This is a genomic window from Agromyces rhizosphaerae, from assembly GCF_027925245.1.
Lineage (GTDB): Bacteria > Actinomycetota > Actinomycetes > Actinomycetales > Microbacteriaceae > Agromyces > Agromyces rhizosphaerae.
Window position 1 is genome coordinate 711,953 of sequence record NZ_BSDP01000001.1, and the last position, 19,471, is coordinate 731,423.

General features: G+C 68.4%; 20 protein-coding genes and 1 pseudogene. 10 read left to right on the forward strand and 11 right to left on the reverse strand.

Translation table 11 applies throughout. From position 1 onward, the window contains the following. Positions 1–306 precede the first annotated feature (306 nt). Both QMG39_RS03370 and QMG39_RS03375 read left to right on the forward strand, forming a co-directional pair. Complete coding sequence (locus QMG39_RS03370; RefSeq protein WP_281882428.1) at positions 307–876, forward strand: PadR family transcriptional regulator; 570 nt, start codon at positions 307–309, stop codon at positions 874–876. A gap of 125 nt (positions 877–1,001) precedes the next feature. Next, positions 1,002–1,511, forward strand: a complete 510-nt coding sequence (locus QMG39_RS03375; protein WP_281882429.1) for a hypothetical protein — start codon at positions 1,002–1,004, stop codon at positions 1,509–1,511. A gap of 197 nt (positions 1,512–1,708) precedes the next feature. On the opposite strand, the gene QMG39_RS03380 is transcribed toward QMG39_RS03375, so the two are convergent. The 5 genes from QMG39_RS03380 to QMG39_RS03400 form a co-directional block, all read right to left on the reverse strand. Further along, positions 1,709–2,464, reverse strand: coding sequence for an AbiTii domain-containing protein (locus QMG39_RS03380; protein ID WP_281882430.1), 756 nt, complete (start codon positions 2,462–2,464; stop codon positions 1,709–1,711). 154 nt (positions 2,465–2,618) lie between these two features. Continuing rightward, the gene (locus QMG39_RS03385) at positions 2,619–3,542 is read right to left on the reverse strand and encodes an alcohol dehydrogenase catalytic domain-containing protein (RefSeq protein WP_281882431.1); all 924 of its coding nucleotides are present in this window, start codon (positions 3,540–3,542) and stop codon (positions 2,619–2,621) included. Positions 3,543–3,650: 108 nt separating this feature from the next. Continuing rightward, positions 3,651–4,499 carry a carbohydrate ABC transporter permease gene (locus tag QMG39_RS03390; RefSeq protein WP_281882432.1) on the reverse strand — a complete coding sequence of 283 codons (849 nt, stop codon included), beginning with the start codon at positions 4,497–4,499 and terminating at the stop codon, positions 3,651–3,653. Continuing rightward, positions 4,486–5,454, reverse strand: coding sequence for a carbohydrate ABC transporter permease (locus QMG39_RS03395; protein ID WP_281882433.1), 969 nt, complete (start codon positions 5,452–5,454; stop codon positions 4,486–4,488). Before QMG39_RS03395 ends, QMG39_RS03390 begins: the two co-directional genes overlap by 14 nt. A gap of 2 nt (positions 5,455–5,456) precedes the next feature. After that, the gene (locus QMG39_RS03400) at positions 5,457–6,623 is read right to left on the reverse strand and encodes an ABC transporter substrate-binding protein (protein ID WP_281882434.1); all 1,167 of its coding nucleotides are present in this window, start codon (positions 6,621–6,623) and stop codon (positions 5,457–5,459) included. 283 nt (positions 6,624–6,906) lie between these two features. Between QMG39_RS03400 and QMG39_RS03405 the strand changes: the two genes are divergently transcribed. Genes QMG39_RS03405 through QMG39_RS03415 form a run of 3 tightly spaced genes read left to right on the forward strand, consistent with a single transcriptional unit; the run spans position 6,907 to position 9,265 of the window. Next, the gene (locus QMG39_RS03405; RefSeq protein ID WP_281882435.1) at positions 6,907–7,836 is read left to right on the forward strand and encodes a DUF6772 family protein; all 930 of its coding nucleotides are present in this window, start codon (positions 6,907–6,909) and stop codon (positions 7,834–7,836) included. Positions 7,837–7,865: 29 nt separating this feature from the next. Continuing rightward, positions 7,866–8,192: a DUF6385 domain-containing protein gene (locus tag QMG39_RS03410; RefSeq protein WP_281882436.1), complete on the forward strand. Its 327-nt coding sequence runs from the start codon at positions 7,866–7,868 to the stop codon at positions 8,190–8,192. 50 nt (positions 8,193–8,242) lie between these two features. Further along, the gene (locus QMG39_RS03415; RefSeq protein WP_281882438.1) at positions 8,243–9,265 is read left to right on the forward strand and encodes a LacI family DNA-binding transcriptional regulator; all 1,023 of its coding nucleotides are present in this window, start codon (positions 8,243–8,245) and stop codon (positions 9,263–9,265) included. A gap of 243 nt (positions 9,266–9,508) precedes the next feature. Here QMG39_RS03415 and QMG39_RS17135 read toward each other — a convergent pair. From QMG39_RS17135 to QMG39_RS03430, 4 genes and pseudogenes are all read right to left on the reverse strand, one after another. Next, positions 9,509–9,712 (reverse strand): annotated as a pseudogene (locus tag QMG39_RS17135) (SpoIIAA family protein); the annotation flags it as partial. Between the two features lie 94 nt (positions 9,713–9,806). Next, complete coding sequence (locus QMG39_RS03420) at positions 9,807–10,205, reverse strand: type II toxin-antitoxin system death-on-curing family toxin (RefSeq protein ID WP_281882440.1); 399 nt, start codon at positions 10,203–10,205, stop codon at positions 9,807–9,809. Next, positions 10,202–10,399 (reverse strand): TraY domain-containing protein, encoded by a 198-nt coding sequence (locus QMG39_RS03425; protein WP_281887144.1) that lies wholly within the window; start codon positions 10,397–10,399, stop codon positions 10,202–10,204. The genes QMG39_RS03420 and QMG39_RS03425 overlap by 4 nt, the downstream gene beginning before the upstream one ends. Positions 10,400–10,497: 98 nt before the next feature. Then, the gene (locus QMG39_RS03430; RefSeq protein WP_281882442.1) at positions 10,498–11,106 is read right to left on the reverse strand and encodes a helix-turn-helix domain-containing protein; all 609 of its coding nucleotides are present in this window, start codon (positions 11,104–11,106) and stop codon (positions 10,498–10,500) included. Between the two features lie 84 nt (positions 11,107–11,190). Between QMG39_RS03430 and QMG39_RS03435 the strand changes: the two genes are divergently transcribed. The 3 genes from QMG39_RS03435 to QMG39_RS03445 are packed head-to-tail and all read left to right on the forward strand — an operon-like array spanning position 11,191 to position 13,600. Beyond that, complete coding sequence (locus QMG39_RS03435; RefSeq protein ID WP_281882443.1) at positions 11,191–12,957, forward strand: ABC1 kinase family protein; 1,767 nt, start codon at positions 11,191–11,193, stop codon at positions 12,955–12,957. 41 nt (positions 12,958–12,998) lie between these two features. Next, positions 12,999–13,256 (forward strand): toxin HicA, encoded by a 258-nt coding sequence (locus QMG39_RS03440; RefSeq protein ID WP_281882444.1) that lies wholly within the window; start codon positions 12,999–13,001, stop codon positions 13,254–13,256. Further along, positions 13,256–13,600, forward strand: coding sequence for a type II toxin-antitoxin system HicB family antitoxin (locus QMG39_RS03445; RefSeq protein ID WP_281882445.1), 345 nt, complete (start codon positions 13,256–13,258; stop codon positions 13,598–13,600). The genes QMG39_RS03440 and QMG39_RS03445 overlap by 1 nt, the downstream gene beginning before the upstream one ends. A gap of 821 nt (positions 13,601–14,421) precedes the next feature. Here QMG39_RS03445 and QMG39_RS03450 read toward each other — a convergent pair. Together QMG39_RS03450 and QMG39_RS03455 are read right to left on the reverse strand one after the other, a co-directional pair. Next, positions 14,422–15,822 (reverse strand): sensor histidine kinase, encoded by a 1,401-nt coding sequence (locus tag QMG39_RS03450; protein WP_281882446.1) that lies wholly within the window; start codon positions 15,820–15,822, stop codon positions 14,422–14,424. Continuing rightward, a complete protein-coding gene (locus tag QMG39_RS03455; RefSeq protein ID WP_281882447.1) occupies positions 15,812–18,133 on the reverse strand; it encodes an ATP-binding protein in 2,322 nt (773 codons plus the stop codon). The genes QMG39_RS03450 and QMG39_RS03455 overlap by 11 nt, the downstream gene beginning before the upstream one ends. 169 nt (positions 18,134–18,302) lie before the next feature. Here QMG39_RS03455 and QMG39_RS03460 point away from each other — a divergent pair, with 169 nt between their 5' ends. Both QMG39_RS03460 and QMG39_RS03465 read left to right on the forward strand, forming a co-directional pair. Beyond that, positions 18,303–18,878, forward strand: coding sequence for a helix-turn-helix domain-containing protein (locus tag QMG39_RS03460; RefSeq protein WP_281882448.1), 576 nt, complete (start codon positions 18,303–18,305; stop codon positions 18,876–18,878). Beyond that, complete coding sequence (locus QMG39_RS03465) at positions 18,875–19,447, forward strand: DUF6036 family nucleotidyltransferase (protein WP_281882449.1); 573 nt, start codon at positions 18,875–18,877, stop codon at positions 19,445–19,447. The genes QMG39_RS03460 and QMG39_RS03465 overlap by 4 nt, the downstream gene beginning before the upstream one ends. The last annotated feature ends 24 nt before the right edge of the window (positions 19,448–19,471 follow it).

Consider the following 19,471-nt stretch of genomic DNA (forward strand, 5'->3'; position numbering starts at 1 on the left):
CTCCCCACAATAGGATAGAAGCGCGCGCCACGACTCAAGTTACTCGACTACATCCCGGCGCTGACCCCACAGGTTGTTGCAGCGCACAGCAGATCAGTTGTGCTCGCAGCGTCTCACCTTGGCTGGCGACCAGCGGCGGCCCTGCCCCACGCGACGGCGAGATAGGGCAGGCCGCGCGCTCTAACTTGTCGGCCTCAGACAGCGGACACTCGATCACGTCCGCAGTTCGAGCAACTCCGGACTCTACGATATATCGTTGACATATCGTCGAGACCCACCAGGGCCCCGCACAACGGGAGGTCGATCATGAGCGGTTCATTCACGGGCGAAGGGTTCCCCGGAGCATCCGGTAGCTGGGGCCGAGGAGGCCAAGGCCCGAATCTCTGGGAGGCCATGGAGCAGCTGCGCGGCATGTTCGAGCAGAAGGTCGGCCCGCGCATGGGCAAGGGCGACGTGCGCACTGCGGTGCTCGCGCTGCTCGCCGAGCAGCCGATGCACGGGTACCAGATCATCAGCGAGATCGCCGAGCGCAGCGGCGGCACCTGGAAGCCGAGCGCCGGATCGGTGTACCCCACGCTGCAGCTGCTCGCCGACGAGGGGCTCATCAGCGCCGAGGAGTCGGGCGGGCGCAAGACGTACTCGCTCACCGAGGCGGGGAAGGTCGAGGCGGAGGCATCCGCTGACCGAACCCCGCCGTGGAAGACGTCGAGCGGGCGCGACTTCGGCGCCGGCGGCAAGCTGCCGAAGGCCGGCATCGAGCTGGCGCAGGCGGCGGCGCAGGTCGGACGCACGGGCACGCCCGAGCAGGTGGACCAGGCGGTCGAGGTGCTCGAGGAGGCGCGGCGGAAGTTGTACGGGATACTCGCCGAGGGGTAAGACACCCTGCTCGAACGAGAAGTGGCGAGGCTACTCGCTTCATAGTCGCAGACTCGTTGCAGTAGTCGATGGGAAGCAGGCTGGCACTGCAAATGGGCGCGGAGTGGCTATTGGGCACTTCTCACGTGGCACTGCGCGACTATGGACAAATGGAGAGAGACGGCGAGGACCAATCGCTCGCGGGTCTGCTCGACGTGGACGCGGTGCGGGCGACCATCGATGATGTGGTGGCGGCGATGTTCGCGATACCGGAGGGCGAACAGCGATTCCCACGGGGGTGGTGGCCGAGCGCCTGCTGCGAGCCAGCCGCGACGGCGATCGCAGGTGTGTTGAGTGACCGAGGGCTCGGCGAGTGGATGCTCGTGTCGGGCAAGCGACCCGGCGAATCGAACGGTCACATGTGGGTCGAGCTCCGGGAAGCCTCGGGCGTCGCGATCTACGCCATCGACGTCACGTTGGATCAGATGAGTGAGTTCGATTCGCCGTTCGTCGGTGAGGGGCCGTCACCGGCCGCGCAGGTCTTCACGGAGCAGCGAGGGGTGTGGCGCCTCTACGAGTGGCCGTACATCGGGGATGAAGGCGGTCCATTCCTTGAGAACCTGCGGCAGGTGCGAGAAATACTGCGGGACAAGTGAACGACTCGCTCATGGCGAGTCGTTCCGAGCGGGTCGCATCTCTCTTGTGTCCTCGACGGGAGACGCCGCACCTCTTCGACACAGTCATTGCACTCGCGGAGGCGCAGGCGACCGATCGAAACGACCGGAGCCCCTGACCGGATCGGGCGATGCTCGTTGTTTCGTCGGACCCGCTCGGCGAGCAAGCACCCGTAGCTTCAGAGCGCCAATTGGAGTGCGGCGATCCCGGTACCTACGATCGTGGCAAGCCCGACTACAGCTGCGCCAACGATACGTGCGCGGGTCCAGGACCCTGGCGCCGTGTCCGCTGGTGCGGTCGTTGCGGTGCCGCTGTCGGCAGCCTGAGCGATGTTGACTCGATTCCCGTGTCCGTTAATGACGAAGTTCACGGCGTTAGCTGCTTGAACAGCTGATGGAAGCATCTGTCCTTGCGGAGTCGACGAGCGCAACTCTGCGATGAGTTCTGCGAGTCGAGTCCGAATCTGGTCGAGAACGCCTACGACCGAAATCGAGCTGACCGTCCAATACAGCGCGGTGATCTGTCCTCTAGCGCCGCCCGTTCCATTCATGTAGCGCACGACGAGTGCGGCACCAGGCGGTGTCAGCTGAACCGCCCGATCCCCCTTGGGATGCTCGATCATCGCCCGGAGTTCACGGACTCCCATTGTCAGTGGAACCAGCTCATCGAGCTCTCCGTCGACGAAGTCCGGCAGATCCATCGTCGAGATCGTCTGGTGCTTGATGACGCCGCCAGAAACTACCCGATCGATTTGGATCGGCGCATTGACCTTGCGGTAGTGCGGAAGCTCGTCGCCGTTCCGATATCCGCGAAGCTCAGCGGCTGCCCAGTCACGCAACTCCGCGGACCCCGCGTTTCCGCCTAGCAGGATCAGCTTACGAAGCAGCGCCTCAAGCGGCTTCTCCGCGAGAAGATCCCGCTCAATCTGTGCCATGAGGTTGGTTGGCCGTCTACCCACGCTCAAAGTATCGCCGCGAGCGCCGACACGACGAGAACGCGCCGCAGAGGCTCTCAGTAGATTCCCGCTCCACTAGACCGCTCGCGAGACGAGTCGAAAGTCTCGATTGCGCCCTCGACGAGCACCCCAGTTAGCGGTCCAGGCCCTCCGACACGTTCACCACGACGACCTTGTTCGCGCTCGGTTCGCGCTGGCCGATGGTCAGTGCCGCCTCGGCGTCAGCGAGCTCGAAGCGGTGGCTGATGCAGCTGTCGACGTCGACGCGGCCGTCGGCGATGAGGCCGAGCGCCGCCGGGTACGTGTTCGCGTAGCGGAACTGGCCCATGAGGGTGAGCTCGCGGCCCTGCACCAGACCGACCGGGAGGCGGTACTCGTCGGCGCCCATGCCGATGAGCACCACGCGGGCCGCGGGCGCGGCGGCGCGCAGGCCGGCGGCGAACGCGTCGGGGTGGCCCGAGCACTCGAGCACGACGTCGAACTCCTCGCCATCCGCGGGCGCTGCGAAGCGGAGGCGGCGGGCGAGTTGCATCCGCCGCTCGTTCACATCGGTGACCACCACCTGCTCGGCGCCCTGCGCCCGCGCGACCTGGGCGGCGAAGAGCCCGACCGGGCCCGCGCCGATCACGAGCACCCGCGCCCCGACGCCAATGCCCGCCTTGCGGGCGGCGGCGACGCCCACCGACACCGGCTCGGCCATGGCCGCGCGCTCGGCGCGCATGCCGGCGGGCGCCGGGTGCGCGAACGCCGCCGGCACGACCACGTAGTCGGCGAGGCTGCCGTCGATCGGCGGCGTCGCATGGAAGCGCACCGCCGGGCAGAGGTTGTAGCGGCCGGCGCGGCACTGGGCGCAGGTGCCATCGGGGATGCCCGGTTCGATGGCCACGACCCGGCCGACCAACCCCGGGTCGACGTCGGCACCGACCTCGACCACCGAGCCCGCCGACTCGTGGCCCAGCACCATGGGCGCGTCGACCACGTAGCGGTCGATACGCCCGTGACGGTAGTAGTGCACGTCGGACCCGCAGACACCGGTCGCCTCGACCTTGACGAGCACCTCCCCCGCCGCCGGGACAGGAATGGGACGTTCTTCGATACGGAGGTCTTGGACTCCGTGGAGCACGGCGGCTCGTTGCATCCGATTCATTTCAAGCTCCTCTGGTTCTCAGGACTTCAGGCCGCCGGCGGTGAGGCCGGAGACCACGTGGCGCTGGGCGAAGAAGAACACCAGCAGGACGGGGATGACCGAGAGCGTCGTCGCGGCCATCTGCACACCCCACAGCGGGCCGGCGAACGCGTCTTCGTAGCGGGTGAGCGCGACGGGCACCGTCAGCATCTCGGGCGAGCGCACGTAGATGAGCGGCTCGAGGAACTGGTTCCAGCTGTACCAGCACGCCAGCACCGTGACCGACGCGAGCGACGGGCGCGCGAGCGGGAAGTAGATCTGCAGCATGGTGCGCAGGCGGGTCGCGCCGTCGATCGTCGCGGCCTCCTCGAACTCGGCCGGCAGCGTCAGGAAGGCCTGGCGCATGACGAACGTCGCGATGGGGGCCGTGGTGAGCACCGCCGTGAAGATCACCAGCGGGTAGTGCGTGTCGATCCAGCCGAGCGTCGACGCCATCTGGAACAGCGGGATGATCGTCGCCTCGGGCGGGATGAACATCGCGCTGAGCAGCACCAGGAAGATGACCCCGGCGGCGACCGGCCGCACCCGTGCGAGGGCGTAGCCGGCGGGCACCGACAGCAGGATCGTCAGCACGGCGACGAGCGCCATGATGTACACCGAGTTCAGGAACTGCTGCGCGAACGGCTGCAGCTCGAAGACCTGCTGGTAGTTCTCCCACTTGAAGTTCTCGGGAATGATCGTCGGCGGGTAGCGGAGGATCTCGTTCGGCGACTTGAACGAGGCGCTCACCATCCAGAGGATCGGCCCGAGCGAGACGAGCGCGACCGCCGACAGCAGCAGATAGCTGAGCCCGCGGCTCGCGAGGGTGCGAGGGTTAGTCCGCCTCATGGAACACCACCCGCTTCCTGACCTGCCAGATGGCGGTCGTGAGGAGGAGGATCAGCGCGAACAGCAGCACCGAGAGCGCGCTCGCGTAGCCGACGTCGTTCAACTTGAACGCCTGCTTGTAGATCTCGAACGAGAGCACCGAGCTCTGCACGCCCGGCCCGCCCTCGGTGAGGATGAGCACCACCTCGAACACCTTGAACGAGCCGACGATCATCAGCATGAAGACCATGAGGATGGCGGGCGAGATCTGCGGGACGACCACGCTGCGCACCACTCGCATGCGACCCGCGCCATCGATGCGCGCCGCCTCGATCAGTTCCTGCGGCACCGCCTGCAGTGCGCCCAGGAAGATCATGACGTTGATGCCGACGTTCTTCGTCAGCTGGATGAACGCGAACACCGACAGGGTCAGCCAGCCGCCGCGCAGCCACGGCAGCGGGTCGAGGCCGAGGAACGCGAGCACCGCGTCGAGCAGGCCCTCGGGCTGCACGATGAAGCTCCAGACGAGGCTCCACGCAACCATCGTGACGAGCGCCGGAATGAAGATGATCGAGCGGTAGATGTTGATGCCGCGCAGCGCTTGGTTGAGCATCAGCGCGAGCAGCAAGGCGACGATGGTGCCGGCGATGCTGAGCACGCACACGAAGAAGAAGGTGTTCGGCAGCACCGTCGCCATGTTCGGGTCGCTCAGGATGCGGGTGTAGTTGGCCAGTCCCACGAACTCCTGCGTGCCCGCGAGCACGTTGACATGGTTCAGGCTCAGCCACACCACCCAGACGAGCGCGACCACGCCGATGGCGAGGAAGCCGACCATCTGGGGAGCCAGGAGCGCGTAGCCGAACAGGTTGCGCCCCTGGTCGCGGCCGCGCGCGGGGCGCCGGGCCGCCTGCCGGGCGGGCGGCCGTGCCCGCGGGTGCTCACCCGCGGGCACGACCTCGGTCGTGCGAAGTGCCATCGTCAGAGCAGCGGATCGATGGCCGCGCACACGTTGCCGAGCGCCTCGCCCAGGTCGGCGTCGGGCACGTACACGAACTCGTCGAGCGACGAGTTGAGCGCGTCCGCCACGGCCGCATTGTTCTCTGCGACGGGGAAGATGCGACCCGAGCTGAGCGTCGCGTCGATGATCGGCTGCACGAGCTCGGGCGTGAGGATGGTCGAGCTGCCGACCAGCACATCGGTGGTCAGCAGGCTCTCCCGCGCGGGCGGGAAGAACTGCGCGAGGCGCGCGGCGTTCTCGGCGTTGGTGAGGAACGCCAGGAAGTCGAGCGCGGCCTCATGGTTGTCGCCGGCCGCGAGCGCGGCGATGGCGGCCTGGCCCAGGGCCTGGGTGTCACCGGCGGGCCCGCTCGGCATCGGCACGATGCCCCACTCGTAGGTCGCGTCCTGCAGCAGCGCGTTGCTGCTGAGGAAGGACGAGGTCGCACCGGCCTGGCCGCCCCAGAAGTCGACCTGCTGCCCGGGCACGGGCGACGAGCCGTCGTCGAAGACCATGCCGTTGAACAGCTCGAACGCGTCCTGCATCTCCGGACTGTCGGCCGTGCACGCGGTCGCGTCGTCGTTCCACGGGGAGCCGCCGTAGGCGTAGAACAGCGGCACCAGACGGGTCCAGTTCTTGAAGTCGAAGTCGTTCACCACGTAGCCGGGCACGCCGGTCGCGTCGGTGAGCTCCTTCGAGATCTCGCGGAACGACTCCCACGTCCAGTCGCCCTCGGCGATGAGGTCGGCCGGCGACTTCACGCCGGCGTCGGCGTACAGGTCGGCGTTGTAGTACATGACGAGCGCGCCGGTCGAGAACGGGACGCCGTACTGCGCGTCGCCGTCGCGCCAGCGCTCCTGCAGCGCGGGCACCAGGTCGTCGTAGTCGTAGCCCTCGGTCGACTCGAGCACGGGGGCCGCGTCGAGCAGTGCACCCGCGGCGATGTACTCGGCGCTCGACTCGACCGGCAGCCAGGTCAGGTCAGGGGCATCCCCCGCCGTGATGCCCGTCGTGAGCACAGTGTCGAGCTGGTCGAGCGTGAGGCTCTCGAACTCGATGCTCGTGACCTCGGGGTGGTCGGCCATGTAGTCGTCGGCGATCTCGTCGAACAGGGCGAGGTGGTCGGGGTTCGAACTCCACATCGTCATGCGCAACTCGATGTCGTCGCTCGCCCCCTCTCCCGCATCGCTGGTGCTACATCCGGCCAGACTCACTGCGAGCGCGGTGGCCCCGACCGCAGCAATGAAACGGAACTGCATGCTGTCAACTCCTCGTGTTGCCGTGGGATGCCCCTTCGCATCCTCATCGGTGCGAGTATGGTATAACGATTTACTGATGGAACGCAAAGCGGAATCTTCCGGAGTGCGTGGCAATGGGCCATTGAGGACGGGGTTGTCCTCCCATCTGGTACAACGATTTAATGAGGAAGGTATGCAGAAGACACTCTCCTACGATCACCAGCTCGAGCGGTTCAACCCGCTCGACCGGGTGATCACGTTCGACGACTTCGACCGGGGGTTCAACGGGTGGATGGATCTCACTCCGAACTTCGTCTACGACAACTACGAGTCGTTCAACAGTGCCGTCGACCTGACCAGCTGGGCTCCGTCGATGCTCAGCTCCGCGCCGATGCGCTTCGCCGCGTCGCACGGGTCGATGGAAGGCACGTACTCGCTCAAGCTGACGACCGGCGCCGTTGCCGCACCGCACACGCAGCCGCCGGCCGACGGCAGCATGGGCATCGCGCTCAAGCGGCTCTCGCGCTTCGGCGACCCGTCGAAGATCCAGATTGAGGCCTGGTACTCGTACACCCCCGCGCAGGACCGCATCGGCCTCGGCGAGGAGGACATCCGGGCGTTCGGCTTCTACTTCGACGTGCAGGACGGCGAGCACCGGTACATGCCCGGCGTGCGGTACGTGAACTCGCTCGGCGGCAAGCTCGTCAAGAAGTGGCAGTACTGGAAGGTCGCCGACGGGGTCACCCACGCCGACTGGAACTTCGGTGTCGAAGACGGATGGTGCGCACCCGGCATCGACAACCTCTGGTACGGGCGCCGCCACGAGGACGGCTCGTCCGACGGCTACCAGTGGGTGCCCGGCGGCGAGCAGGACCTGCTCTACAACGAGAGCCCCGACAAGATCAACTGGCTGTACTTCCGCCTGCTCGTCGACGTGCAGAAGCGCGAGTACATCGAGCTCCAGAGCATGGACACGGTCTTCGACCTCCGGGGCATCCAGCCCACACTCGCGGAGCGCTACCGGTCGATCGACAACCTCATCAACCCCATCTTCTACGTCGAGACCGACACCGACCGCCCGGTCCACTTCTTCCTCGACTCGGTCGTCTACTCGACCGAGTGAGCCCAGCGAGCGAAACCGAAGGAACAGCAGTGCACACCACGAACACGTCCGTCCTCACGCGTCGCGTGTGGATCCGATCCGACTACGCGACCCTCCCCTACGAAGCGGGGTGGGCCACGGAGGCGGTCTTCTTCACCCAGGTCGAGGGCGAGCACCCCGACCTGACCATCACGACCGACATCTCGCCCGACGGCATCAACTGGATCGCCCGTGGCGAGCCCCGCACGCTCGGCAGCGACCAGTCGATCGCCGAGAGCAGTCTCACCACGTTCGGCAACTGGGTGCGGCTGCGCGTCGAGGGGGCGAGCGAGGATCAACCGGCCCGGATTCTCGTGCACGTCAACCTCAAGGGCTGACGCGGCACCGGTAGATTCGGGACTCAATCGCCAGACAGGAAGCAGACCAGGTGGCACAGAAGAGCACTCCGCGCTTGTCGGAGGTGGCGAAACTCGCCGACGTCTCCCCTGGGCTCGTGTCGCGGGTGCTGAACGGCGACCCGAACCTGAAGATCCGGCAGGAGACGCGGGAGCGCGTGCTGTCGGCGATCGAGATGCTGCAGTACACGCCGCACGCGTCCGCCCGGGCGCTGCGGAGCTCGCTGACCGGCCTGCTCGGCTTCGCACTCCACCACGTCAACGACCCGATCTACGCACAGATGGTCGAGACCGCCCAAGTGGCGGCGGCAGCGCACGACTACTCGATCGTGCTGCTGAACTCGGACGAGCTCGCGGGACGCCCCGAGGCGTTCCGCGAGCTCGTGCGCGGGCATCGCGTCGACGGGCTGTTGATCCAGAGCGGATTCTCGTCAGACAGCCGGGCACTCGGGGAGATGGCCCGGTCAGTGCCCTCGCTCGTCTTCAACGCGAACGCCACCCCGGGCATCCGCACCCTGCGCCTCGACGACGCGACCGCGGCGGCCGTCGCCACCCGCCACCTCATGGACCTCGGGCACACCGACATCGCCTTCGTGGGCGCAGAGGGTGCCTCGTCGGATCGCCGGCACCGGGGGCACGTCGACGCCCTCGCCGAACGCGGACTTGCGTCGCATCCGATGATCTCGGGCGGATGGGACGCGGAGAGCGCGCGCGAGGCGACGCACCGGTACTACGCCAACGGCGGGCGGGCGACCGGATTGGTCGTCGTGACGACCACGAGCGCGCTCGGCGTGCACGCGGGCGTCATCTCGTCGGGGCTCACGATTCCCGACGATGTCTCGATGGTGAGCATCCACGACACATGGTTCGCCCCGCACCTGAACCCCGCGCTGACCGTGGTCGCGATGCCGCTGGCGCAGGTCGGCCGGCTCGCGGTCGAGATCCTGCTCGAGCAGATCGACGGGCAGCGCGACGGCGAGACGATCCTCGACGAGCCGCAGCCGTTCATCGTGGAGCGGGCGTCGACGGCGGGGCCGCGGGTTCGGGCCGGCTGAGATTCGGCCGGGAGCCGAGCAAGGGCCCGGCGTACTCGCTGACCGAGCGCGTGTCCCGCGCGCTCTGAGAGTCCGCGACGCAGCGCCGTCGGTGTCAGCTCTGGAGCCAGGCCCAGGCGGCACCCTGGTCGTCGAAGTACGCCGCCTCCTGCGCGTAGAACGGGGCGGCGAGGTGGGCGAGGTGCTCCTCCATTTCTTGTGGCCGACGATGGCCATGCGCGCGATCTCCTCGTGAAACTCACGACCGAAGTGCAGATCGGCACCCCACGCGCCGATCCTTTCCCACCGGAAGTCGGTGAGGTCAAGCATCAGCTTCACCGTGCCGTGCTCCTCGACCGTGGCCTCGACCGCTGGCGTCAGGACGTCGTAGTCGGCCTTCGTCACGTCGCCGGAAACGACGAACCCGAGGGTGTCGCCGGTACTGCGGTCGGACTGCGTGATCGTCATCGGATGCTCCTTCGCTCACGTTCGCTGCCCAGCCTTGCGTACGCGGAAGGCACCGTCTACGGGAGACAGCAGCCGGAAGCCCCCGTTTGTGATGTCAGACGAGCGGGCGGATGCGGGCGTGAACCCACGCCGCTACACCGTCGAGGTCGACCGCGCCCGCCGCGACCTCGCGAAGGAACCGGTCTGCCTCGGCCACGTCATCGACCACGAGGTCGACGTCGTTGAGTTCGAGGACCGCCACCGTCACGTACCATGCCAGGCGCTTGTTCGCGTCGGCCAGCGGCTGATAGCGCATCACCGCGAGCAGGAGCGCCGCGGCCTTCTCCTCGAGCGTCGGATGCACCTCCTCGCCGAACACCGGCATCGGCGCGGCGAGCGCCGACAGCATGAGGTTCCGTCCGCGCGCACCGTCCTTGAAGTGGAACCCTTCGTCGTCGAGCAGCGCCTCGACGTCTTCGGGGTCGAGGTACTCGACCTCCCGGCTCGAGGTCACCGCGCGAGGCGGTCGAGCAGGTCGGCGTCGCGGGTGCGGATGCGATCGAATGCCGCACGCGTGCGCGCGGACTTGTCGGCACGGGCTGCGAAGTCGTCGAGCGCGATCTGCACGACCTCGGTCTTCGAACGCCCGAACTTGGTCGCCAGTGCCTCGAGCAGCTCGTCGTGAGCCTCATCGAGTCGCAGGGTCATCGCCACGGCGTGCTCCTTCCGTCGGGCACCATGCTACCGCGTGGTATCAAGATGATACCAGCACAGCCCATCGATGAGGTCGTCTCGGTCGAAAAGAATCACACGCTCTCGAGGGTGTCACGCCAGACGAGCACGCCATGTTCGAGGAACTCGGCGGGGACGTCGTTGCGCGCCGGCACCATTTCATACGGCCCGGTCCGCAGCGGGCGAGCCCGCTCGAGGCGCCTAGATGCCGAGCTGGTCCACTCGGGCACCGGCACTCCATCTTGGTTCAGGCGATACTCGACGAGCGCGGCGATGGCAGCGTCCCAGGTCTTCGCGCCGGTCAGCTCAGGCTCGGTCACTGCGAGGACGCCGCGGAGCAGACCGCGCTCGCCGACGAGGTTGTCGTTCATCTGAATGAACAACCGCAACGCAGACTGGAGATCGTCGACTGCGAGCGCCCGCCGAATCTCGGCTGCGATCGTCGCGACATCGTCGCGAATGGTAGGTGCCGCGAAGAGTCGATGCCCGGAAGCCGCGAGAAGGCGACTGGCCGTAGACGTGCGCGGATCCTCGCGCGCGCCCTCGATGACGGCGACTCGACTCTGTGAGAGACCAGCACGCTCGGCGAGCTCACGTTGCGAGAAGCCGCGGGCTCGTCGAGCTGACCGCACCAGGGCCGCAATGTCAGTCGCGCTCCTCCAAGTTGCCTCTTGATTCGGCATACCGGATTATAATGCGAGCAGTTGCAGCATTCCCCGACAGTGAGACGCGCGGCTCCCTCGACACATCGCCCCGCGACAGGCAGGATGCCCGGTGTGACCAACACGCGCAGGCGATACCGGCGGATCCTGCGGTTCGCCGCGCGCGTCATCGTGCAGACGTGGTGGTTCGAGCTCGTGCTGCCGCGGTTCGGGCTCGCGAAGGCAGCGGCGAACGGGCGGGCTGCCCGCCTGACCGGCGTCGCCCGGCGCTTCCACGACCTGGCGGTCGACCTCGGCGGCCTCATGATCAAGGTCGGCCAGTACATGTCGTCGCGCCTCGACGTGCTGCCCCCAGAGATCACCCGTGAGCTCGCCGGCCTGCAAGACGAGGTGCCGCCCGTGCCGTTCGACGACCTGCGCGCCCTCGCCGAACACGAGCTGCGGATGCCACTCGAGCGCGCCTACACGTCATTCGACGCGGATCCGCTGGCAGCGGCATCCCTCGGCCAGGCCCACCGCGCCCGCCTCTCCCCCATGGACGCCGCCGACACGGGACTCGACGACGCCGTCGTCAAGGTTCAGCGCCCCGGCATCGAGACGATCGTCGATGTCGACCTCGCGGCCCTGCGCCGCATCGCCGGGTGGCTCAGCCGCGTGCGGTTCGTCGCGCGCCGCGTCAACGCGCCCGCGCTCGTCGAGGAGTTCGCCGCCACCAGCCTCGAGGAGATCGACTACCTGCACGAGGCGCAGAACGCGGTGCGCTTCGCCGAGGCCTTCGCCGACGACCCGCGCGTCGCCGCCCCCGAGGTCGTCTGGGAGCGCACCACCCGCCGCGTGCTCACCCTCGCCGACGTCACCGCCATCAAGATCAACGACCGCGACGCGCTCATCGCCGCCGGCATCGACCCGAAGGCCGTCGCCCACGAGTTCGCCGCGGTCATGTTCGACCAGCTCTTCCGCGACGGCTACTTCCACGCTGACCCGCACCCCGGCAACATCTTCGTCACCCCGGTGAAGGGCAGGGCGGATGCCTCTGAGCCGGTGCCCGCGGCCGGTGCCGGCGGCTCAGGGGCATCCGCTCAGTCGTCTGCCGGGGCTGCTGCCGGGCCGGCGTGGCAGCTCACCTTCATCGACTTCGGGATGATGGGCGAGGTGCCCGACGGGCTGCGGCGCGGGCTGCAGGAGCTGCTCATCGCGGTGGCGGCGCGCGACGGGAAGCGGATGGTGCGCAGCATCCAGGACGTCGGCGTGCTGCTGCCGTCGGCCGAGACCGCCGAGCTCGAGCGGGCCATGACTGAGCTATTCGCGCGCTTCGGCGGCATGGGCTTCGCCGAGCTGCAGCAGGTCGACGAGCGCGAGCTGCGCCGCTTCGCCATCGAGTTCGGCGAAGTCGTGCGCGGGCTGCCGTTCCAGCTGCCCGACAACTTCCTGCTGATCATCCGCGCGATGTCGCTGACGTCGGGCATGTGCAGCTCGCTGGATCCTGAGTTCAACATCTGGGACGCGGTGGAGCCGTATGCGGCGAAGCTGCTGGCCGATGAGCGCGGGAACCTGATTCAGGCGTTCGGCAAGGAGGCGTGGTCGCAGGTGACGACCGCCGCACGGCTGCCGGGGCGGGTGGATGCGCTCGTGACGCGGTTCGAGGAGGGGCGGGTCGCGGTGGCGACGCCCGCACTGGAGCGGCGCGTTGCTCGGCTCGAGCGTCTCGGCCGGCGGCTCGTGTCGGCGGTCGTGTTCGTCGGGCTGTTCGTGGGTGGGCTGCTGCTGCGGGGCGAAGCGCCGGTGTGGGGGTGGGTGCTCGTCGGGGTGTCCGCGCTGCCGCTGCTGCACGCGGTGCTCGGCGGGGTGCTGGGGCGGCGGGGGCGGGAGTAGGGAGCCTTGTCGGATGGTGCCACTTCTGGCACCATTGGGCTGTGGGCTCGGTGGAGAAAATCGAACAGAAGGCACGTCGTTCACCGAAGTCCCTGAGCTTCGCAGAAGCCTGCCAGCTCGCCGAGTTCTACTTCGGGGAACCCCGGAAGGGCTCCGGAAGCCACGTCGCGATCTACAAGATGCCCTGGCAGGGCGATCCTCGCATCAACCTCCAGAGGGGCGACGGTGGCAAGGCGAAGGAGTACCAGGTCAAGCAGTTGATCAAGGCGATCGACAAGAAGAAGGGAGAGGAATTCTGATGAACGAGACGATGGATCGACCTTCGGTCGAGCACTACCGATACTCCGTCGAATGGAGCGCGTCAGATGGCGAGTTCGTCGCCACCATTGCGGAGTTCCCATCTCTCTCGTGGTTGGCCGGGACTCAACTCGACGCCCTCCGCGGCCTCGAAGAGCTTGTTCGATCGGTCGTCGAAGACCTCGTGGAGTCGGGTGAAGAGGTGCCGGAGCCACTCGCCGATCGCACGTACTCCGGGCGAGTCAACCTACGGGTCGACCCAGCCCTCCACCGGCGGCTCGCAACTGAGGCGCTGCGGCAAGGCACGAGCCTGAACGCCTACGCGGCCCGCCTCTTGGAGCGCTGAGGGCGCGTGTCTGGACAGAGCGAAGAGTTTGTGCTGGTGGAGACCGAGGAAGTCATCTACCACGGTGAGCCGCTCACCGACGACCACGTGGCAGCGATTGTCGATCGTGTGCGCCGAGGAGCCCAAGGCAGCGCAGATCGAACGAGACCAGAGGACGCGAGTCCACTGCAATGACGGCGAGCAGCCCACGCCGTGAGGACGTGGCGACGATCCGCGAGTTGTTCAACCAGCGCGGTGGGGCAAGCCTGAAACTTCCGGAAGGTTGGTTCGGCCGACCTTTCGACAACTGGCATCAGCTGTCGGATGTCGAGCTCGACGGCCCGGTACTCGTCATCACAGTTGACGACTCACAGATCCTTCGGATCCGTACCGCAGGTCGAGTAACAGTCGAGGGCCGAACCCTGAGAGTGCCCGTCACTGACGGAACTTGGAGTTGGGTCCCGTACGGTCACAGCGGGGAGGCTCCGCGGATCGCTGCGATCGGCGCAGGGACGGTGGAGTTTCACGCCCCGTGGGGTGAGCCTCGGCTCTGAGCCTGACGCATCGCTACATGCCATTCCGTGCGGCCGGGCGGCCTCGAGCCCTGCGGGTTGACGCCGCCCCGCGGCATCCGCCCGCCCCTCTGCCTGCCGGGCCGAGACCCGTCAGAAGGCTGCGCTTCGCACGCTGAGAACGCAGTTTCTTGACGGGTCTCGCGTCCGCCCGCCTCGCCCCGGCCACGCTCGCAGACCAGACCCGTCGAAGGGCTGCGCTTCCAGCGCTGGGAACGCAGGAAATTGACGGGTCTGGGCACCGCGGGCGGGTCGGGCCACGAACGAGAGTCAGGCGACCGGGGCCTGCGACTGCGGCGCCGGCGGCAGCCACGCGCTGAAGACCGTTCGACCTGGCGAGGACGTCGCGGTGAGGCGTCCGCCGTGCACGTCGGTCACGATGTGATGCGCGATGTTCAGGCCGAGACCGGTGCCCTGGCCGGGGGGCTTCGTGGTGACGAAGGCGTCGAAGATCGTGCCCAGCAGCTCGGCGGGAATGCCCGGCCCGTCGTCCTCGACGTCGACGCGCACCCCGGCACCATCGGGCACGGCCCGGAGGGTGACCGTGCCGCCGTCGTGCACGGCGTCGACCGCGTTGTCGAGCAGGTTGGTCCAGACCTGGTTGAGCTGGCCACCGAACGCGTGGATGGTCGGCACCTCGCCGTAGTCGCGGACGACCTGCACGTCGCTCGGGGTCTTGTGGGCGAGGATTGTGACGGTGTCGTCGAGGCCCGTGCGCACGTCGACATCCTGCTGCGGCGCCTGGTCGAGGAAGCTGTAGCGGCGCAGCGACGCGGTCAGCTCCGCCATGCGCCCCACACTGCTCGAGATGAACCCGAGCGAGTTCCGGATGCGGGCGCGAACGTGCAACCACTCGACCGCCAGCGCGGGGTCGGCCCCGATCGCCAGCACTCGCTCCAGACGTGCGGCATCCATGCCGACCGCCCGGAGGTCGTCCGCGACGTACCACCCGTCATCGAACCCGTGAGCGTCGAGCACCGTCTCGAGGGCGGCTGTGTCCACGCCCGACACTCTCGGCGCAGCGAGTGCGTCGCGCACGGCCTCGACGAGTGCGTCACCGCGCGCATCCCGCACCAGCCGCGGTACGAGGGCGTCGGCCTCCTCCAGCGCCTGCCCGAGCTGGCGACTCGTGGCGAGGGCCGCCGCCGCGGGATTGTTGAGCTCGTGCCCGAGGCCGGCGCTCAGCCGCCCGAGCATCGCGAGCCGCTCCTGCTGGCGCATCGCCAGCTCCTGCCGCAGGTAGTCCTGCTCGAGCCGGCGCAGCCTGGTCTGCTCGAGCGCCGTGCGCAGCCGGACGCGGAGCAGCGCGGGCTCGAACGGCTTCGTGAGGCAGTCGATCGCGCCCATGGCGATGGCCCGGGCGACGTCGTCGGTGGCCTCGGTCGCCGAGACGACGAGCACCGGGATCTCGCGGAGCTCGGTATCCGCGCGCATCGTCTCGAGCACCTCGAAGCCGTCGACCTCGGGCATCACGAGGTCGAGCAGCACCATGTCGACGGGCTCGCGCCGGAGCACGTCGAGGGCTTCCCGGCCGTCGGATGCCTCGATCACCCGGTGCCCCTCGTGCGCGACGCCGCGCGCGAGCGTCACCCGCGGGATCATCGTGTCGTCCACGACGAGCACCGTCGCCACCACCGTGCCGGCGGCGGAGGCGGGAGCGTCACCAGTCATCGAGCCCCTCCATCGCTTCGGCAGCGGCACGCACCGCCGCATCGAGCCCGTCGATTCGGGACGCGAGCTCGGATGCGGGTGGCTCGTCGCTCCTCGCGAGGCCCTCGAGCTCCGCCGCGAGGCGGGAGACGTCGGCGGCCCCGAGGTTCGCGGCCGTCGACTTGAGGCTGTGCGCGTGGCGCGCCAACGCCACGGCGTCGTCGGGAAGTGCTTCGTGCATGCCCATGAGCAATCCGGATGCCTCCTCCGGAAACGCGGCGAGCAGTGAACGCACTAACTCCCGATCGCCCGTCAGGTCCTCGAGGGAGCGCAACGCGCCCAGGTCGATGGTCGCGACCGACGCGGAGGGCGTCTCGGTCGTCCCCGCGGGCGCGTCCCGATCTGCAGCGCGCTCCGCTCCCGCATCCGTCGCTGCCGCAGGCCCCGACCCGGCAACGTGCCGGTGCGCAGTGCGCAGCGCTGCGAGCAGGTCGTCGGGTCGCACGGGCTTGGCGACGTGGTCGTCCATACCCGCGGCGAGGCTGGCTCGACGGTCCTCGTCCGTCGCGTTCGCCGTGACCGCGACGATCCAGGGCCGACGACCAGCCCCGCCACGCCCCGGCTCAGCGGCCCCGCCCTCCGCCGCGCGAATCCGCCGGGTCGCCTCGAACCCGTCGAGGCGCGGCATCTGCACGTCCATCAGCACGACGTCGGGACGACCGGCGGCCACGCCCTCGACCGCTGCCACGCCGTCGCCGACCATGGTCGGCGCGTAACCGAGTCGTTCGAGCAGCCGCTGCATGAGCCGCTGGTTGGTCGGGTTGTCCTCCGCGACGAGGATCCGCAGCGGATACCGCTGCGCGAATCCGGGATCGAGGGACCCCGTGATGTGCCGGTCGGTCTCGTTGCGGTCCGCGCGGATCGAGTCGGATGCCGGCCCCGAGTCGGCGGCGTCGGCCTGGCCGGAGTCGTCCGCGCCGGCCAGCGCGGTCACCGGAGTCGAGAACGCGAACGACGAGCCGACGTCGGGCGCGCTGTCGACGACGATCCGCCCGCCGAGCAGCCCGACGATCCGCTGGCTGATCGCGAGCCCGAGCCCGGTGCCGCCGAACTCCCGGCTCGTCGACGAATCGACCTGCGTGAAGGAGTCGAACAGGTGTTGCTGCGCGGCCTCGGGGATGCCGATGCCTGTGTCGCGCACCTCGAACCGCACCCGCGGAGCATCCGCTGCCCCTCGCTCGGGCACCCTCGTGCCGATCGTGGGCTCGGGCGCCGGCAGACCGGTCGAGGACACGAGCAGGCGCACCTCGCCCGACTCGGTGAACTTCACCGCGTTCGTGAGGAGGTTGACGAGCACCTGGTTGAGGCGGTGAGCGTCGCTCGTGATCGTCGCCGGCACCGTGTCGTCGATGTCGTGCACGAGGTCGAGCCGTTTCTGCGATGCCAGCGGCGCGACGATGCCGAGCGCGGACTCGACGATCTGCCGCACGTCCACCGTCGCCGGCCGGATCTCCAGTCGCCCGGCCTCGATCTTCGAGAAGTCCAGCACGTCGTTGATCGTCGCGAGCAGCGCTTCCGCACTGGCGCGCACCGAGGACACGTACTCGTCCTGCTCCCGATCGAGGTCGGTGGTCGCGAGCAGGCTGCTCATGCCGATGACGGCGTTCATGGGCGTACGCAGCTCGTGGCTCATGTTCGCCAGGAACTCGCTCTTGGCCTGCGTCGCATCCTCCGCCTTCTGCTTGGCCTCGCGCTCCGACTCGACCAGCCGCGCGACCTGGTTCGCATAGCGCACCATGACCAGCCAGGCGACGAACGTGACACCGATGATGTCCATGAAGAAGAACGCCGCGATCCAGCCGTCGCCGAGGCCCGCGTCGACGAGACGCCCTTCGAGCAGCGCCGCCACCAACGCCAGCACCGCGTAGGCGACGAACCACGCGACCGCCCGCCGGATCCCGTAGGCGAGGAGCGCGCCCACCGGGGCGATGAGCGACCAGATCATCACCGCGCCGGAGGCCTGGAACCCGCCGACGTGCAGCATGAGCAACCACGGGATCACGAGGCTGAGCAGCAGCTGGAGGTCGAGCGCGCGCGTCCAACCCAGCCGGACGAAGGCCCAGAGGTTCAACGCGGCGAGCAGGGTGTACCCCCACGGCCAGACGGCCGCGAGCGGCACTCCGGCGAGCACGTACATGAGGCCCCAGATGCCGCCCGCGACGGCCATCGGCACGATGGCGACCCGGTCGGCCCGGAGACCGGACAACGTCGAGACGCCCGCGTCCGGCGCGCCGGCGGGCGTCTCGGTGGGTCCCTCGGCCGAGAGGCTCATGATGTGCGCTCAGACTACTGCGCGACCCGCTTGTTCACGACCCAGTGCGAGGCTTCGCGATCGGACGCCTTGTGGGCGGGCGGCACTAGAAGGGAAATGAGTGAGCCGCTCTTCCTACTGTTGGACAGTCGGAGCTATTATTGGGTGGATCGAATATTTGGAGGCAATTGTGAGCGCAGGAACCTTGATCCGCGCCGCTCGGCGAAGCCGTGGGCTCACGCAGCAGGCGCTCGGCAAGCGCGCCCGGCTGTCGCAGTCGCACCTCTCCCTCATCGAGCGCGGGCATCAGAACCCGTCGTTCGTCGCCGTCGACCGCGCGCTTCGCGCGGCCGGCCACCGGCTCGTGTCGGTACCCAGCGTCCGCGACGACGCTGCGGCGATCGCCGCCGACATCCGTTCCGCAGTCGCGGACCGCAATGAGAGCGCCGCACTTCGCCGATTCATCCAGCTGAACGACAACCTGACCGCAGAGCATGGGGTCGCGCGTTTCGCCCTTACGATCTCACCGCCCGAACCGACGGGCAGCCGCCAGTGGGATGCTGCCCTCGCCGCCCTCGTCGCGCACCACCTCGTCGCCGAGCAACTGCCGGTGCCCGACTGGGCAGAGCACGACGCGCGAGTGCTTCGACGTGCGTGGGCACTGGGCGAAGGACCGTACACGCTGACGCCGAGCCTCGATCGGGTACCGCCCGAGTTCGCGCGGCGGCGGGTCCTGGTCGACGCCGACACTCTCATCAGCGCATGACTCGTTTCGACCGTCGCGGCTTGGTGTTCGGGCTCAGTGAACTCGTCGCCCGGCTCCGTGATGGCGGGGAGCGGCGGGGCATCTGCATCGTCGGCGGCGCCGCGCTCGCGCTGCGCTACTTCGAGCGCGAGGCGACCGTCGACATCGATGCGCAGTTCATCGGCTCGCACGACGAGATGCTCGCGGCCAGCCGGGAAGTCGCCGATGCGAACGGGTGGCCGCACGACTGGCTCAACGACCAGGCCGCGGGCTTCATCCCGCACTACGGCCGGCGCACGACCGAGTGGGAGACGCTCTACGACGACGGCACGGTCGTCATCCAGGTCGCTTCCCCGGAGGCCATGCTCGCCATGAAGCTCCGGGCGAATCGGCCGGGCCGCGACGACGCGGACCTTGCGAAGCTCATGGCACTCCGTGGCATCCGCTCAGTCGGCGCCGCCGAGGAACTCTACGAGGACTTCTACTCCGGTGAGCCACTGCCCGATCGTGCGGTGCGCATGGTGACGAGGATCCTCGAGGTCGGACTACCACCGGCGCCGAAGCCGCCGCCGAGGCCGGAGATCGGCTGAGTCAGCGAGCCCCCTGGCTGGCAG

Bases quoted from the DNA above. Each gene is read 5' to 3' on its own strand.
- QMG39_RS03370 (WP_281882428.1), top strand. From the start codon at position 307: ATGAGCGGTTCATTCACGGGCGAAGGGTTCCCCGGAGCATCCGGTAGC.
- QMG39_RS03380 (WP_281882430.1), bottom strand. From the start codon at position 2,464: ATGGCACAGATTGAGCGGGATCTTCTCGCGGAGAAGCCGCTTGAGGCG.
- QMG39_RS03390 (WP_281882432.1), bottom strand. From the start codon at position 4,499: ATGAGGCGGACTAACCCTCGCACCCTCGCGAGCCGCGGGCTCAGCTAT.
- QMG39_RS03395 (WP_281882433.1), bottom strand. From the start codon at position 5,454: ATGGCACTTCGCACGACCGAGGTCGTGCCCGCGGGTGAGCACCCGCGG.
- QMG39_RS03400 (WP_281882434.1), bottom strand. From the start codon at position 6,623: ATGACGATGTGGAGTTCGAACCCCGACCACCTCGCCCTGTTCGACGAG.
- QMG39_RS03405 (WP_281882435.1), top strand. From the start codon at position 6,907: ATGCAGAAGACACTCTCCTACGATCACCAGCTCGAGCGGTTCAACCCG.
- QMG39_RS03425 (WP_281887144.1), bottom strand. From the start codon at position 10,399: ATGACCCTGCGACTCGATGAGGCTCACGACGAGCTGCTCGAGGCACTG.
- QMG39_RS03430 (WP_281882442.1), bottom strand. From the start codon at position 11,106: ATGCCGAATCAAGAGGCAACTTGGAGGAGCGCGACTGACATTGCGGCC.
- QMG39_RS03435 (WP_281882443.1), top strand. From the start codon at position 11,191: ATGCCCGGTGTGACCAACACGCGCAGGCGATACCGGCGGATCCTGCGG.
- QMG39_RS03445 (WP_281882445.1), top strand. From the start codon at position 13,256: ATGAACGAGACGATGGATCGACCTTCGGTCGAGCACTACCGATACTCC.
- QMG39_RS03450 (WP_281882446.1), bottom strand. From the start codon at position 15,822: ATGACTGGTGACGCTCCCGCCTCCGCCGCCGGCACGGTGGTGGCGACG.
- QMG39_RS03455 (WP_281882447.1), bottom strand. From the start codon at position 18,133: ATGAGCCTCTCGGCCGAGGGACCCACCGAGACGCCCGCCGGCGCGCCG.
- QMG39_RS03465 (WP_281882449.1), top strand. From the start codon at position 18,875: ATGACTCGTTTCGACCGTCGCGGCTTGGTGTTCGGGCTCAGTGAACTC.